Here is a 14,524-nt window from a genome sequence, read left to right on the forward strand (position 1 = left end):
CGGCTCAGCGCCGCCCCCTGCCTACAACGCCACGCCTCAACTGTTGGTTGATGCCCGTAAACTATGCCGCTGACTTTTGGATAGGTCTGGCGGTCGGACGAGTCGACTTTAAGCAGTGATGCGCGGAGAAAAGTAAGCTTTTGATGCTCTTTTAGGCTCGGTGGTTCCAATTTCGAGCTGGGATGTGAGTACGGCACTCCGAGCGGCGTCGCGCCGGCTCGACCTCCGGGAGCAGGCCGCGCGGTTCGCACGGGCGCGCGGCGGCGCGACGGCTGTCGAATTCGCCCTGGTGGCCGTGCCCTTCTTCGCCCTGGTCGGGGCCTGCCTCGAGAACGGCATCGTCTTCTGGGAGCAGGAGATCCTCCAGCAGGCGGTCGCGGATGCCAGCCGCCAGATCTACACGGGCGCCTTCCAGACGACGAATGCGGGCACCACCGACCCGGCCACGCTCATGGGCCGCTTTCGGAGGGCGATCTGCACGCAACCGAACGGCACACCGCGGATCACGATCTTCAACTGTGCCAACGTCAGGGTCAGCATCACGCAGGCCAGCAGCTACACCGCGGCGAGCCCCGTCTCGCCGGTCGCGACCAACGCCAGCGGCGTGAGCGACTGGAACGCCAACTTCGCCGGCTATTCCTGCGCGGGCGCCTCCGCCATCGTGATCGTGCAGGCGGCCGTCGACATCCCGGTCTTCTTCCCGCTGCTCGGGGCCGCCGTGGCCAACCTTCCGAACAACCGGCGGGTCCTCCAGGCCGCGACGGTGTTCAAGGTCGAGCCGTACCCAGCCCCGTCGGGATGCTCCTGATGAGCGACCTGCTGGCGCAGCTCAGCCGCTATCGACGCGACGAGCGCGGGATCGCCGCCGTGGAGTTCGCGCTCGTCCTGCCCCTGCTCATCATCCTGTATTTCGGGACCGCCGAGCTGACGCGCATCGTCGATTCGAGCCGCAAGCTGACTCTGTTCGCCCGCACGCTGGGCGACCTGTCTGGCCGCATGGACAACATGCAGACCTCGCAGAGCGGCATGACCACGATCACCAGCGCGGCGACGGCGATCCTCCGTCCCCTGGATGCGTCCAGCCTGCAGATCGTCGTCAACGCGATGGGCGTGGAATCGGTCAGCGGCGCGCTCCGGGGCTTCGTCTGTTCCAGCTGGCCGCAGAACGCGACGAAGCGCCCGGCCAACCAGCTCAGCGGAACCAACGGCCTGCCCGCGACGCCGGCCGCCTATCAGTTCGACGGTGCCCGCTACATCCTGGCGGAAGTCACGATGCCCTACACCCCGATGATCGGAAGCACCCTGTACCGATGGATCTTCGGTGCGCAGGGATTGACGTTCACGCGGCAGGTCCCGTGGTCGGAGCGAACTCCCAGCGAGATCGTCATGCCGGGCGGCGCCGCCTGCACGGTCTACAACTAGTATCCGAGGGAAGGCCCGTGTCGGTGTTCCACATCCGATTGATCCGCGCTCTCAGATCGGCCGCGACGGCGTTTCCGCGCGCGCGCTCCGGTCAAGTCGCCGTCACCTTCGCTCTGGTGACGCTGCCGGTCATGTTCGCGACGGCGGCCGCGGTCGATTACGGTCGCCGCAACGCCGCGAAGACGCAGCTCGACACCGCCCTCGACGGCGCCGTGCTGGCGGTGATGTCGCAGAAGACCAACACGATCCCGACGACCGCGCTGCAGAACATGGAGACGCAGTTCCGCACAGAGGCGGCCAAGGTTCCGGGTGTCACGGTGACTGCGTTCACGCCCGGAACGCCCGTGAACAGCACGTCCACCCTCAGCCTGACCGCCAGCTACACGGCGACAGTCAAGACGAGTCTGGCGTCGATGATGCAGATCCCGGCCATGCCGATCAACGGCACGTCGTCAGCGACCCGGAATATTTCCCAGTATATTAACTACTATCTCTTGCTCGACAACTCGCCGTCGATGGGACTCGCGGCAACCGACGCCGATGTCCGCAACATGAAGATCGCCACGAACGGGTGCGCCTTCGCGTGCCACCAGCACACCTTCGACAAGAACGGCAACATCACCGGCGACGATCGGAACGATTTCTACCATGTTGCGTTAAAAAACAATATCAAGCTCCGCATCCAAGTCCTGAGAGACGCGGTGTCGGCGCTCGTCGATCGGGCAAATGCCAGCATGCTGCTGCCGCAGCAGTTCCAGATGGAGATGTGGACCTTCAACGATACGTACACGCAGACGAAGCTGCAGGCGATGACGCCGACCTTGAACGACATCAAGAACGCGACACCCAACATCGATATCGCCTACGCGTACTACAATCAGTCGGACAACCAGACCGATTTCGAGCGCGCGATCGCGAGGATGAACGCCACCATCCCGGATAGCGGTAACGGCCTCACCTCGGACAAGCCCATCCGCTTTCTGTTCCTCGTCACCGACGGCGTCGAGGATACCGGCGGCACTGTGACCAACCAGAGCGCGGGATTCCAGTATCAGAGCAACCGCTTCATCGGTCCCCTGAGCCCCTCGACCTGCACGGCGCTGAAGAACAGGAACATAAAGATCGGCATTATCTACACGCAGTATCTGCCTCTCTACGACAACAGCTTCTACAACAGTTACGTCAAGCCCTACGAGGCGCAGATCGGGCCGTCGCTGAAGGCCTGCGCATCCGACGGCCTGTATTTCCCGGTCGCGTCGGGCGGCGACATCACCGATGCCATGCTGAAACTGTTCGCCACGACGCTCGCTTCGGTCCGGCTGAGCAACTGACGCACCCCGACAGGAGGCCGGCTCCCGGGAACGGGGCGCTCCGCCGGCCATCCGCCTCGCGATGCCGGGCGCGGACGCGCGGCGCTCAGGCTTCCGGCAGGGACCCGAGGACGTTGACCCACAGCACGACGGTCTCACCGCGCGGGTCGGGATTGCTGAACCGGTGGGGCCGCCGGCTCTCGAAGCGGAAGCTGTCGCCCTCCGCGAGCTGAAGGGTGCGCGTCTCGACGACCAAGGTCAGGCGCCCCGCGAGGACGAGACCGGCCTCCTCTCCGTCGTGGCTGAACAGCTCGTCGCCGGTGCTCGCCCCAGCCTTCAGCACCATGTGGAACAGGCTCATCCCCTGCGCGCCACCGGGCGGGGTCAGGAGCTGCTTGGTGATGCCAGCGCGCCAGAGCTGGAGTTCCGGCCGGTCCTTCCGGAACACCACGATCGGGTCCGGATCGGGCGCGTCCGGGCCGGATTCGAAGAGGCCGCCGATCCCGATCTGCAGCGTGTCGGCGAGGAGCGCCAGCACCCGGAGGGAGGGCGACGACAGGCCCCGCTCGACCTGGCTGATGAAGCCGATCGACAGGCCCGTGCTGGCGGCCACCGCTTCGAGCGAGAGGCCCCGCGCCCGCCGCAGGCCGCGCAGGCGCTGACCCACGGCCCGGTCGACCGGTTCCGGACCCGTTGCTTCGCCTCGGGGGATGCTCACCGTCACGCCAGCCTGCCTCTCGTGCGGTTCTTCATGCACGTGAAAGTCGCTTGCGTCGATACTGAAAACGTGCGGTATTCTTCACGAGAATGAAATCGGGCTCCGGCTTCTGCGCGGTGACCCGGTACTGCACGGGAGCGGCACCATGAGAAGACGGTTGGCCAAGCTGTGTCTGTCGTCGGCGCTGCTCCTCGGCGTTCTCGGGAGCGCCGCGGGCGCGCAACCCCTGAAGGTGGGTTCGACGCCCACCGGCCTGCCCTTCACCTTCCTCGACACCAAGACGAACACCATTCAGGGCGTGATGGTGGACCTCGTCAACGCGGTCAGCAAGGAGGCGGGCTTCACGGTCGCGGTGGAGCCGCTGCAATTCTCGACGCTGATCCCGGCGCTCACCGCCTCGAAGATCGACATCATCGCGGCGGCGATGTTCATCACGCCGCAGCGCAAGGAGGTCGTGGCCTTCTCGGCGCCGGTCTACAGCTACGGCGAGGGGCTGATCGTCCCGAAGACCGACACGAAGGATTACACCTCCTTCGCCGACCTCAAGGGAGAGACGGTGGGCGCCCAGGTCGGCACCGCCTTCGTCGAGCCGCTGAAGAAGTCGGGGCTCTTCAACGAGGTGAAGATCTACGACGCGATCCCCGACATCATCCGGGACGTGAATGCCGGGCGGCTGAAGGCCGGCTTCGCCGACGCGCCGATCCTCGCCTACTACGTGAAGCAGGGGCTGTTTCCGGGCGTCCGGCTGGTCGAGACCTTCAAGCCGACGGTGGTCGCCTCGGTGGGTCTCAGCGTCCGCAAGACCGACCCCGAGCTCCTGGCCAAGATCGACAAGGCACTCGCCAAGCTGAAGGCCGACGGGACGCTCCAGGCGATCCTCACGAAGTGGGGTCTGCCGCCCTCGGCCGACCGGTCCTGAACTTCATGCGCGAGTTCCTCGCCGACGCCCAGGACTACCTGCCGATCCTGCTTCAGGGCGTGCAGCTCACCATCCTGATCACCCTCGCCTCCCTGGTGGTCTCGACGCTGCTCGGCCTGGTCTGGGCGGTGATGCGGGTCTCCGGTATCGCCGTCCTGGCGGGCTTCAGCGCGGTGATGATCAACATCCTGCGCGGCATCCCGATCATCGTGCAGCTGTTCTACATCTACTTCGTGATGCCCGATTTCGGCCTGTCGCTCACGGCCGTCCAGGCGGCGATCATCGGGCTCGGCATCGCCTACTCGGCCTACCAGGCGGAGAACTTCCGCGCCGGTATCGAGGCGGTTGACCGCGGGCAGGTCGAGGCGGCGCTGTCGATCGGCATGGGCTGGGGCATGACCATGCGGCGGGTGATCCTGCCGCAGGCGATCCGGATCGCTCTGCCGCCCTACGGCAACATCATGATCATGATGCTCAAGGATTCCTCGCAGGCCTCGACCATCACGGTCGCGGAGCTGGCGCTCCAGGGGAAGCTGATCGCGTCCTCGACCTTCAAGAACACAAGCGTCTACACGCTGGTGGCGCTGATGTACCTCGCGCTCAGCCTGCCGCTGATCCTGCTAGTCCGCCATTTCGAGGCGAAGGGGCGGCATCGATGATCGTCCTGGAAAACGTCCGCAAGCATTACGGCGCGCTGGAGGTGATCAAGGGCGTCTCGGCCGAGGTCACCAAGGGCGAGGTGGTCTGCATCATCGGGCCCTCGGGATCCGGCAAGTCGACCCTCCTGCGCTGCATCAACGGTCTGGAGGCCTACGACGGCGGCGAGATCCGGGTCGACGGTCAGCGGGTCGACCGGGACAAGCGCGGCATCAAGGCGATCCGCACCCGGGTCTCCATGGTCTTCCAGCGCTTCAACCTGTTCGCCAACCGGACCGCCCTTGAGAACGTCGTCGAGGGCCCGATCCACGTGAAGGGCGAGTCCCGCTCGGAGGCCGAGGAGCGGGCGCGCGCCCTGCTCGCCCGGGTCGGCCTCTCGGGCAAGGAGCACGCCCGGCCGAACGAGCTCTCCGGCGGGCAGCAGCAGCGCGTCGCGATCGCCCGGGCGCTCGCCATGCGGCCGGAGGCGATCCTGTTCGACGAGCCGACCTCGGCCCTCGATCCCGAGCTGGTCGGCGACGTGCTGAAGGTCATGCGCGCCCTCGCCGACGAGGGTATGACGATGATCGTGGTCACCCACGAGATCGGGTTCGCCCGCGAGGTCGCCGACCGGGTCCTGTTCCTCGACGGCGGCCGCCTCGTGGAGCAGGGCCCGGCCGCCGAGATCCTCAACCGGCCGCAGAACCCGCGCACCCGGGACTTCCTGCAGCGCGTGCTGCACCCGCTCTAGGACACGCCGTGGCCGAACCGTTCCCGCTCGCACCCTCGCTCTGGGCCACCACGGCGGCGCCCGCGCCGGACACGCCGCCCCTCGCCCGATCCGGCCTGGCCGAGGTGGTGATCGTCGGCGGCGGCTTCTGCGGCCTGTCCACCGCCCTGCACCTCGCCGAGCGCGGCATCCGGCCCGTCGTGCTCGAGGCGCAGGAGGTCGGCTACGGCGGGTCCGGCCGCAACGGCGGCCAGGTCATCCCGGGCCTGAAATACGATCCCGCCGACCTCGTCGCCCGGTTCGGCCGGGAGCGCGGCGAGCGCCTCGCGCGCTTCGCCGGCGGGACCGCCGACGTCGTGTTCGACCTCATCGCCCGGCACGGGATGGACGTGCCGCATTCCCGCGCCGGCTGGATCCAGGGCGCCCACACCGAGGCCGGGCTCGCCGAGGTCGCCGAGCGGGCGGCCCAGTGGGCGGATCTCGGTGCCCCGACCCGCGTCCTCGACCGGGCCGAGACCGGGCAACTCCTCGGGACCGACCGCTATCTCGGCGGCTGGCTCGACGGCCGCGGCGGGGCGATTCAGCCCCTCAGCTACGCCCGCGGCCTCGCGCGGGCCGCCCAGAAGGCCGGCGCCACGATCCACGGCGCGTCGCCGGTCACCGCCCTCGAACGGACCGGGTCGGGCTGGACCGTCACGACCGCCCAGGGCGAACGGGTGACAACCGGCCGGGTCGTGCTGTGCACCAACGGCTACACGGGCGGGCTCTGGCCGGACCTGGCGCGGACCGTGATCGCGGCGAATTCCTTCCAAGTCGCGACGGTGCCGCTCACCGACAACCTGCGGCGCTCGATCCTGCCCGAAGGTCACGTCTCCTCGGACACGCGCAAGCTGCTGCTCTACTTCCGCCTCGACCATACCGGCCGCCTGCTGATGGGCGGCCGGGGCCCGTTCCGCGAGCCGCGCAGCCCCGCCGACTGGGCCCATCTCGAGCGGATCGTCGCCAAGCTCTTCCCCCAGCTCGACGGGATCGCCTTCGACCATCGCTGGTGCGGCCGCGTCGCGATCACCCGGGACTACCTGCCCCATCTCCACGAGCCGGCGCCGGGTCTCCTCATCGATATCGGCTGCCAGGGCCGAGGCGTCGGTCTCCAGTCGGCCATGGGCCGGGCAATGGCCGCCTACATCGCCACTGGCGACACCGACAGCCTGCCCCTCCCGCTCACGCCGATCGAGCCGCTGCCGCTCCATGCCCTCCATCGGCTGTACGTCTCGGCCATCATCGCGTGGTACCGCCTGAGCGACGGCGGCATCCGCTGATCCGGGCGGGGGGCGTCGGACGCGCGGTCACCGCACGCGCCACAGCGCCCCGATGAGGCCCAAGGCGGCGAGCGCCAGCGCGAGCAGCAACCACCACAGGGCGCCCGGCCCGGCATGGGTCAGCACTACGGCCCCCGCCGGCGGGGCCAGGGCCTGGGCGACGAGGGCCGGCCGGGCGAGGCGGCCAACCGCCAGCGGGTAGCGATCGGGTCCGAACAGGGCGAGCGGCACCGTCCCGCGGGCGATCGAGTAGATCCCGTTGCCGCCCGCGTAGAGCACCAGCCAGAGCGCCACACCCGGCAGTCCGGCCGCCAGCAGCCACAATCCGAGGGCGATCAGGCCGAAGGCGGCCGTGAGCGTCCAGAGCGGGTGGTGCCGGCCCTTCAGGGAGATCTCGACGACGCGGGCGCCCACCTGCGCGGGACCGATCAGCGCCCCGTACGAGACGGCGGCGGCAAGCGACACGCCCCTCGCCTGGAGCAGGGCGAGCAGGTGAACCGACACCTGGGACATGATCGCGCCGCCGAGGACCAGCACACCCGCGAACAGCAGGAAAGCGCGGCGCTCCCGGGTCGACAGGGGCGCGCTGCCCGATTCCTGCGGCCCGTCGGGGACCGGAAGCGCCGGCGCGTGCGGGATCATCGCGAGGATCAGCGGCAGCGTCACCGCGAGGTGCAGGCCGGCATAGGTGAGGCAGGCGCCCCGCCAGCCGATATGAGCCACCAGGAAGGCGGAGAGCGGCCAGCACACGGTGCTGGCGAACCCGCCCCACAGGGTCAGGGTGGTGATGGCTGGACGCGCGCCCGCGCCGTACAACCGTCCCAGGGTCGCGAAGGCCGGGTCGTACAGGCCGCATCCCATGCCGGCGCCGAGGATCAGCCAGCCGGCGAGGTAGACCGGCAGGATCGGCGCCACCGCCACCACGGTCAGCCCGGCGGCGAGGAGCAGCGCCGCGAGGGCGAGGACCGGGCGCCCGCCGCGCCGGTGAATCGCCGCCCCGACATGCGGCGAGACGAGGGCCGCGACGAGGAGGCCGACGGCCAAGCCGCCGACCACCCAGGCGAGCGGCCAGCCGGTGCTCTCGGCGATGGGACCCGCCATCACCGCCGGCAGGTAGAACGACGAGCCCCAGGCCAGGATCTCGACGACGCCGAGGGCGGCGATCACCGGCCAGCGGCGGGCCTCGCTCATGTCCGGGCTGCCGCCGCGACCGCTCGCCGCCGCTCAGGCCGTGGCGACACGGCGGCCCTGCTCGTCGATCACCGGCTCGCCGTCCTCCTTCACGAAGGTGCCCCGCTGCGGCGGCAGGAGGTCCAGCACGGCCTCGGAAGGGCGGCACAGGCGGACGCCCTTCGGCGTCACCACCAGCGGCCGGTTCAACAGGATCGGATGCGCCGCGATGGCGTCGAGCAACTGCCCGTCCGTCACGCCCGGGGCGCCGAGCTTCAGCTCGGCGTAGGGCGTGCCCTTTTCCCGGATCACGTCCCGCACCGACAGGCCCGCGCGGGCGAGGAGCTGCTCCAGCAGGGCCCGGGCCGGCGGGGTCTTGAGATACTCGACGACGTGCGGCTCGATGCCGGCGTTGCGGATCATCGCGAGGGTGTTCCGCGACGTGCCGCAGGCCGGGTTGTGGTAGATCACAACGTCGAACGGTTCAGGCATGGGTTGTTTCTCCCGACGGGCAGAGGCAGGCAGCCAGGGTCTCCGCCGCCGGCGTGCAGATCTCCGCGCGGCCCTGGCAGCAATCGCGCATCAGGAACGCGATCAGGTCGGCGAGCGCCGGATAGGCGGCCCTGTAGATGATGGACCGGCCGTCGCGACGCGATCCGACCAGGCCAGCGCGGCTCAACTCCTTGAGGTGGTGCGAGACCGTCGCGGCCGACACGCCGACCGCCTCGGCCAGCGTGCCGGAAGCGAGCCCGTCCGGGCCGGCTCTCACCAGCGCGCGCACCAGCCGCAGTCGGTGCTCCTGCGCCAGGGCCGCGAAGGCCGCCAGGGCTTGCGCGTCGTCCATTTCCACGACAATCTTCAAATGACCGTTTGAACGTATGAGAAAGCGCGTCCGTGAGCAAGAGCCCGTCCCCTGCCCCGTCGGTCCGTGACGGACTGCCGAACCTCAGCGCGGCGCATTTTGCGGCGCCGACCGACGGGGCCGGTCAGGCGGTCCCGGTCCGCCACCCGCCGCGATTTCTGATCCTGTACGGGTCGCTCCGCGAACGCTCCTTCAGCCGGTTTCTGGCTTTCGAGGCGGCGCGGCTCCTGGAAGCCCTGGGCGGCGACGTCCGCATCTACCACGCCGACGGCCTGCCGCTGCCCGACGACGCGACCGCCGACCACCCGAAGGTGCAGGAATTGCGCACCCTCTCGGCTTGGTCCGAGGGGCAGGTCTGGGTCTCGCCCGAGCGGCACGGCACCCTGACCGGCGTGATGAAGAGCCAGATCGACTGGCTGCCCCTGTCGGAGGGAAGTCTGCGGCCGACCCAGGGCAGGACCCTCGCGGTGATGCAGGTCTCGGGCGGTTCCCAGAGCTTCAACGCGGTGAACGCTCTGCCCGTGCTCGGCCGCTGGATGCGGATGATCACGATCCCCAACCAGTCCTCGGTCCCGATGGCCTACAAGGAGTTCGACGAGGCCGGCCGGATGAAGCCCGGACCGCTCTACGACCGGGTCGTCGACGTGTGCGAGGAACTGATGAAGTTCACGCTGCTGACCCGCGGGTGCGCCGATTACCTCGTGGATCGCTACAGCGAGCGCAAGGAGCGCGATCCCGATCGGCTCGCGGGGGTCGCGGTCGATATTGGCTTCGTGACGCCGCCGCGGCCGGGCGCCTGAGCTTTCCCGGGCGGGCGGGACGCGCTGCGGCTCGGCCCGCTCCGGGACGGTGCCTACTGGAACCGCCGCATCTCCGGCGCCAGCGAGCGCCCCGCTTCGAGGAGGGCGCGGACCTTGCGGGTCGCGTGCTGGAGGATGTCCGGCCGCGCGTCCTCGTAGGACGTCTCCTCGACGAAGCTCCGCAGGGCCTCCGTGATCCGGTCCTCGATCTCGTCCATCAGGGCGAGCCCCTCCGGACCTTCCCGCCGCAGATGCGCGTCTGCGAGCGTCAGGTAGGCGGCGCTCGCCAGCAGGAAGGCGATCCCGTTCGCCTCCTGCGCCGCCGCGGAGCTCGCGTCGCCGTCCATGCCGTCTGCGACGTCGTCGTCCATCGGCTCACCTGCTCCCCGTTCGTTGCCCAGGCTGTGACGCGCCCGCCGTGTCGCGCCAAGTAGAGAAAAAGGGTCGGTCCCCGTGACCATTCGGGCGACGCCGGAGGTCGATCCGGCCTCCCGGTGTGAGTCGTCGCCGGTCGCCGGACCGAGCCGCTCGGCTCTCCAGGGGGTTCAGCGGCCCGGATCGGCGCGCTCGTCGGCGGCGTGTCGCTCCCGCATCCGGCGGAGCGCCCGGCGCCAGGCATCCACCACCGCCTCGCGTGCGCGGGAGTCGGTATCGCGGTCGGACTCCGCCGGCCGGGCCTTGCCGTCGGACTGCCTCCTGCGGGCTCTCGGATCTCGGTTCATGATCGCCTCCTGTCGTGTCGAGACCGAGAGACACCGGATCGGGCGCTGCCGCGGTGAGCCGGCGCACGCCGGCCGTGAAAATCGCGTGCGGCGGAGCACAGGCGGCCGAAAGCCGCCCCGCGAGCGCAATTTTTCTGATCGCGGACCGAAGAGTTTTTCAGCAGCGCCGGATTGCATGTTCGGAGTATTGTCCGGGGCCGGCACGTGCCCTCGTGCAGTGCCGCAAATATTGATGCGGTGCAATAACGATCGTATTCAAAACTCAGCTGATCCTCGGGGCCGAGACGTCCCGGCAACACTGGGGGCGGCGCATGGCGCAGCCGGAGGCGACGGGCATCACGGCCGGCCGCTCCTCCGGGTGCCGGGGAGGATCACGGGCTCCATGAGGAAGAACAAGGTCATCTCGGCGGAAGAGGCGATCGCGCTGATCCGCGAGAACGACGTCGTGACCACCACGGGGTTCGTCCAGAGCTGCATCCCGGAGGCCCTGCACGCCGCCCTCGAGAAGCGGTTCGTCGAGACCGGATCGCCGCGCGGCCTCACCCTGATCATGACGGCGGGCGCCGGCGACAGCAAAGGGCTCGGCACCGGCCGCCTCCACCATGACGGCCTCCTCTCGCGGGTCATCGCGGCCAATTTCGGCCGCATGCCGAAGGTCGCCAAGGCCGCGCAGGACAATCTGATCCGCGGCTACAATCTGCCCCAGGGCGTGATTTCCCAGCTCTACCGGGCCTGCGCGGCGGGCCAGCCGGGCCTGTTCTCGAAGGTCGGCCTGAAGACCTATGTCGATCCGCGCCACGGCGGTGCCAAGGTCAACGAGCTGACCACCGAGGACATCGTCAAGCTCGTCGAGGTCGATGGCGAGGAGTGGCTGTTCTACACGGCGACCAAGATCGACGTGGCCTTCATCCGGGCCACCTCGGCCGACCCGTCGGGCAACCTCTCCTACGAGAAGGAGGCGCTGACCCTCGACTGCCTCGCGCAGGCCATGGCGGCCCGCAACAACGGCGGCATCGTCATCGCCCAGGTTGAGCGCATCGTCGACGACGGCTACCTCCTGCCGAAGGACGTGCGCGTCCCCGGCATCCTGGTCGACTGCGTGGTGGTCGCCGAGCCCGAGATGCACCGGATGAATTACGGCGTGATGCACGACGCCGCCCTCGCTGGCGAAATTCGGGTCCCGGTCACCGGCATCAGGCGGATGGCGCTCAACGAGCGCAAGATCATCGCGCGCCGCGCCGCCTTCGAACTGCCGCCGAACGGCGTGGTCAATCTCGGCGTCGGCGCGCCGGAGGGCATCTCGTCGGTCGCCAACGAGGAGAAGATCACCCCCTACATCACCCTCACCACCGAGGCGGGGGCGGTCGGCGGGGTGCTGGCCTCCGGTTCGAGCTTCGGCGCCGCCACCAACGCCGATTGCATCATCGACCAGAACCAGATGTTCGACTTCTACGACGGCGGCGGCCTCGACATGACCTGCCTGGGCATGGCCGAGTGCGACGCGGCCGGCAACGTCAACACCTCGCGGTTCGGCGGCAAGCTGAACGGCTGCGGCGGCTTCATCAACATCTCGCAGAACGCCCGCACCGTCGTGTTCGCCGGGACGTTCACGGCCGGCGGTCTCGAGATCGCCGTGAACGACGGGCAGGTGCGCGTCGTGAACGAGGGCAAGGCGCGCAAGTTCGTCACCCAGGTCCAGCAGAACACCTTCTCGGGGCCCTACGCGGTGGAACGGTCGCAGCCGGTCCTCTACGTGACCGAGCGCTGCGTCTTCCAGCTGACGCCTGAGGGGCTCGAGCTGATCGAGGTCGCGCCCGGGATCGATATCGAGCGCGACATCCTCGCCCACATGGATTTCGCGCCCGTGGTGCGCAATCCGGTGCCGATGGATCCGCGCATCTTCCGCGACGAGCCGATGGAGCTCATCTCGGACCTGCTCAACCTCGATCTCAAGTCGCGCGTCAGCTACGACGGTGAGCGCAACATCCTCTTCGTCAACCTGGAAGGCTGGTACTGCCGGGTGAAGGGCGACATGGACGAGCTGCGCATGACCATCGTCGAGGCCTGCCGGAAGGCGGGCCAGCGGGTCAACGCCGTGATCAACCACGACGGCTTCCGGCTGAACGAGAGCCTCGTCGACGATTACGCCGGCATGGTCCAGTACCTGCAGGCGAACTACTACGCCACCACGACCCGCTACGCGACGAGCGCCTTCCTGCGCCTCAAGATGGAGGAGGCCCTGAACAAGCGCGGGGTCGCGCCGCACGTCTTCGAGCGCAAGGAGGAGGCGCAGGCCTTCGTGAGCAGCACCGAGGACAAGAAGGCCCGCAAGCGGATCTCCCCGGCGGTCGCGTCGGCGGCCTGAGCGCCGGCCGCGTGCTCCGCGGCGCGTCCCGGTTCAGCCGACCGGCAGGCCGAGGACCCGCCGCGATTCCTCGGACAGCACCGCGTGGCGGGCGGCTTCGGGTCCGTCATTCGGCGTCTGCGCGGCCGCCCGCGTGACGAGGTCCCGGAACCGCTTCTTGTCGAGGGCGCGGCCGCGCAGGCTTCCGAGCACAGCGTCGAGCACCATGCGGACGGCCCGGGCGCGCTGGCGCTCCCGCTCGAGTTCGGCGGCGAGCAGCGGATCCCCGAACTGGGCCGCGCCGAGCGGCGCGACCAGCACGGCGCCGTCGATGACGGCGGGATCGCGATCGTCCAGCTCGGCAGCGGTGTCCGGGATGCCGTCGAGGATCTTGGTCGCCTCCCCCAGCAGGATCTTGTGCTGGACCGCCGCCGAGAGGTTTCCCGGCACCTTCTGGCTTGCCGCGCCGATCAGCCGCTTGAACTTGGCCCGATCCAGCCCGAACCGGCCGATGCTGGCGCGCAGCGCCGCCAGCACCGTGCGGAGCGCGTCGGTCCGGTAAGTCGCTCTGAGGAGCTGGTCCCGCAGGGCACCCGCCGAGGCCATCTGGGCGAAGGACGTCTCGGGCAGTTGCTGCACCTGTTCGGCCAGTTCGACGATGACGTGCTGCATCAGCGCGGTGCGCTGCTCACGGATCTTCTCCGGAGAGAGACGCCGGCATCCCTTGCGGAGCCACACGAAGAACTCAGTGGCGTCCATCTCGAGGGAATCCTCGACGCGCAGGTCGATATAGCCGAGCTGCGACAGCTCCAGGATCATCAGGTTGAAGCTCGACGGCACGAACACCCAGGCATGCGCGTCTGTGTAGTCGGGCGCCCGCGCGGCGCCGAGCCACTGCGCCTCATCGGTCAGCGGGTTGGCCGGGAGGGCCGGCCTCGTGTCCCGGCCCGACCAGGCGCCGACCGTGCCGTCCTCCTTGAGCGCCATGTTCATTGCGTAGTCGATGTGGGTCCGGACCGTGTGGCGGTTCCGCTTCTCGAGGAACGCCGCGATCGCGTCGGCCGTCCCGGTGAGAGATCGGTAGAAGTCGAAGCATTTGCGCTTGTCCGGCACGGCCAGGATCACCACGCCGTCCGGCCGGAGCAGCGTCTCGGCGGCGCGCAGGAAGGTCACGACATCGGTGGTGTGCTCGATGACGTGGCTGGCGATGAAGGCGTCGAACGTTCCGTGCTGATCGACCGGGACCGCGTCCGCGATCGAGCCCCCCGTCCAGACGAAATCGACCTCCTCGATCCGGTCGACGGTCTGGTCATGATACTTCGCGATGAGTTCCGCGCGCGGCGCGTGATCGATGACGAAGGTGTTCCAACCGTCGCGCTTCGGCGCGAGCGGGCTGAAGCTCGGGCCAACCTCGACGATACGGGCGTCCTTAGCGAGCGACCTGAGGAGTTGCTGCGCACGATCCATTGCATCTAAGCTCCGAACAAACGCTTCGCGGACGCGCTGTGGACGCGCGGTGTATGCTGCATTGGCGGGAAGGAATACCGTTGCAGAAGAGGCCGCTCGCCGCTG

Annotated in this window: 15 protein-coding genes; 9 read left to right on the plus strand and 6 right to left on the minus strand. The window is 68.9% G+C overall.

Annotated elements, in window-relative coordinates:
- Positions 1-184 precede the first annotated feature (184 nt).
- The 3 genes from MOTC310_RS16510 to MOTC310_RS16520 are packed head-to-tail and all read left to right on the plus strand — an operon-like array spanning position 185 to position 2,753.
- Positions 185-808: a TadE/TadG family type IV pilus assembly protein gene (locus MOTC310_RS16510; RefSeq protein ID WP_331302542.1), complete on the plus strand. Its 624-nt coding sequence runs from the start codon at positions 185-187 to the stop codon at positions 806-808.
- On the plus strand, positions 808-1,422 hold the full coding sequence (locus MOTC310_RS16515) for a TadE/TadG family type IV pilus assembly protein (RefSeq protein ID WP_331302543.1): 615 nt from the start codon (positions 808-810) through the stop codon (positions 1,420-1,422). Before MOTC310_RS16510 ends, MOTC310_RS16515 begins: the two co-directional genes overlap by 1 nt.
- A gap of 17 nt (positions 1,423-1,439) precedes the next feature.
- Positions 1,440-2,753, plus strand: coding sequence for a TadE/TadG family type IV pilus assembly protein (locus tag MOTC310_RS16520; RefSeq protein ID WP_331302544.1), 1,314 nt, complete (start codon positions 1,440-1,442; stop codon positions 2,751-2,753).
- Between the two features lie 85 nt (positions 2,754-2,838).
- Here MOTC310_RS16520 and MOTC310_RS16525 read toward each other — a convergent pair whose 3' ends face one another.
- Positions 2,839-3,399 (minus strand): helix-turn-helix domain-containing protein, encoded by a 561-nt coding sequence (locus MOTC310_RS16525; RefSeq protein WP_331302545.1) that lies wholly within the window; start codon positions 3,397-3,399, stop codon positions 2,839-2,841.
- A gap of 196 nt (positions 3,400-3,595) precedes the next feature.
- On the opposite strand from MOTC310_RS16525, the gene MOTC310_RS16530 reads away from it, so the two are divergent.
- From MOTC310_RS16530 to MOTC310_RS16545, 4 genes are read left to right on the plus strand one after another with little or no spacing between them, the layout of a single operon-like run.
- Positions 3,596-4,369 (plus strand): ABC transporter substrate-binding protein, encoded by a 774-nt coding sequence (locus tag MOTC310_RS16530; RefSeq protein WP_331302546.1) that lies wholly within the window; start codon positions 3,596-3,598, stop codon positions 4,367-4,369.
- A 5-nt stretch (positions 4,370-4,374) separates the two neighbouring features.
- Positions 4,375-5,028 (plus strand): amino acid ABC transporter permease, encoded by a 654-nt coding sequence (locus tag MOTC310_RS16535; RefSeq protein WP_331292005.1) that lies wholly within the window; start codon positions 4,375-4,377, stop codon positions 5,026-5,028.
- The gene (locus tag MOTC310_RS16540; protein WP_331302547.1) at positions 5,025-5,756 is read left to right on the plus strand and encodes an amino acid ABC transporter ATP-binding protein; all 732 of its coding nucleotides are present in this window, start codon (positions 5,025-5,027) and stop codon (positions 5,754-5,756) included. Before MOTC310_RS16535 ends, MOTC310_RS16540 begins: the two co-directional genes overlap by 4 nt.
- A gap of 8 nt (positions 5,757-5,764) precedes the next feature.
- Positions 5,765-7,054, plus strand: a complete 1,290-nt coding sequence (locus tag MOTC310_RS16545; protein ID WP_331302548.1) for an NAD(P)/FAD-dependent oxidoreductase — start codon at positions 5,765-5,767, stop codon at positions 7,052-7,054.
- A gap of 27 nt (positions 7,055-7,081) precedes the next feature.
- On the opposite strand, the gene MOTC310_RS16550 is transcribed toward MOTC310_RS16545, so the two are convergent.
- The 3 genes from MOTC310_RS16550 to MOTC310_RS16560 are packed head-to-tail and all read right to left on the minus strand — an operon-like array spanning position 7,082 to position 9,068.
- Positions 7,082-8,245, minus strand: coding sequence for an MFS transporter (locus MOTC310_RS16550; protein ID WP_331302549.1), 1,164 nt, complete (start codon positions 8,243-8,245; stop codon positions 7,082-7,084).
- A 33-nt stretch (positions 8,246-8,278) separates the two neighbouring features.
- Positions 8,279-8,716 carry an arsenate reductase (glutaredoxin) gene (arsC, locus tag MOTC310_RS16555; RefSeq protein WP_331302550.1) on the minus strand — a complete coding sequence of 146 codons (438 nt, stop codon included), beginning with the start codon at positions 8,714-8,716 and terminating at the stop codon, positions 8,279-8,281.
- A complete protein-coding gene (locus MOTC310_RS16560) occupies positions 8,709-9,068 on the minus strand; it encodes an ArsR/SmtB family transcription factor (RefSeq protein ID WP_331292010.1) in 360 nt (119 codons plus the stop codon). Before MOTC310_RS16560 ends, arsC begins: the two co-directional genes overlap by 8 nt.
- 50 nt (positions 9,069-9,118) lie before the next feature.
- Here MOTC310_RS16560 and arsH point away from each other — a divergent pair, with 50 nt between their 5' ends.
- Positions 9,119-9,886, plus strand: a complete 768-nt coding sequence (gene arsH / locus MOTC310_RS16565; RefSeq protein WP_331302551.1) for an arsenical resistance protein ArsH — start codon at positions 9,119-9,121, stop codon at positions 9,884-9,886.
- Between the two features lie 53 nt (positions 9,887-9,939).
- Here the strand turns inward: arsH and MOTC310_RS16570 are convergent, their stop codons facing one another.
- Positions 9,940-10,257 carry a hypothetical protein gene (locus MOTC310_RS16570; RefSeq protein WP_331302552.1) on the minus strand — a complete coding sequence of 106 codons (318 nt, stop codon included), beginning with the start codon at positions 10,255-10,257 and terminating at the stop codon, positions 9,940-9,942.
- Positions 10,258-10,990: 733 nt separating this feature from the next.
- Here MOTC310_RS16570 and MOTC310_RS16575 point away from each other — a divergent pair.
- Positions 10,991-12,973 (plus strand): acyl CoA:acetate/3-ketoacid CoA transferase, encoded by a 1,983-nt coding sequence (locus tag MOTC310_RS16575; protein WP_331302553.1) that lies wholly within the window; start codon positions 10,991-10,993, stop codon positions 12,971-12,973.
- Between the two features lie 33 nt (positions 12,974-13,006).
- Here MOTC310_RS16575 and MOTC310_RS16580 read toward each other — a convergent pair whose 3' ends face one another.
- The gene (locus tag MOTC310_RS16580; RefSeq protein WP_331302554.1) at positions 13,007-14,419 is read right to left on the minus strand and encodes a class I SAM-dependent methyltransferase; all 1,413 of its coding nucleotides are present in this window, start codon (positions 14,417-14,419) and stop codon (positions 13,007-13,009) included.
- Positions 14,420-14,524 lie beyond the last annotated feature (105 nt).

Source organism: Methylobacterium oryzae (assembly GCF_036441375.1).
Taxonomy (GTDB): Bacteria; Pseudomonadota; Alphaproteobacteria; order Rhizobiales; family Beijerinckiaceae; genus Methylobacterium; species Methylobacterium oryzae_A.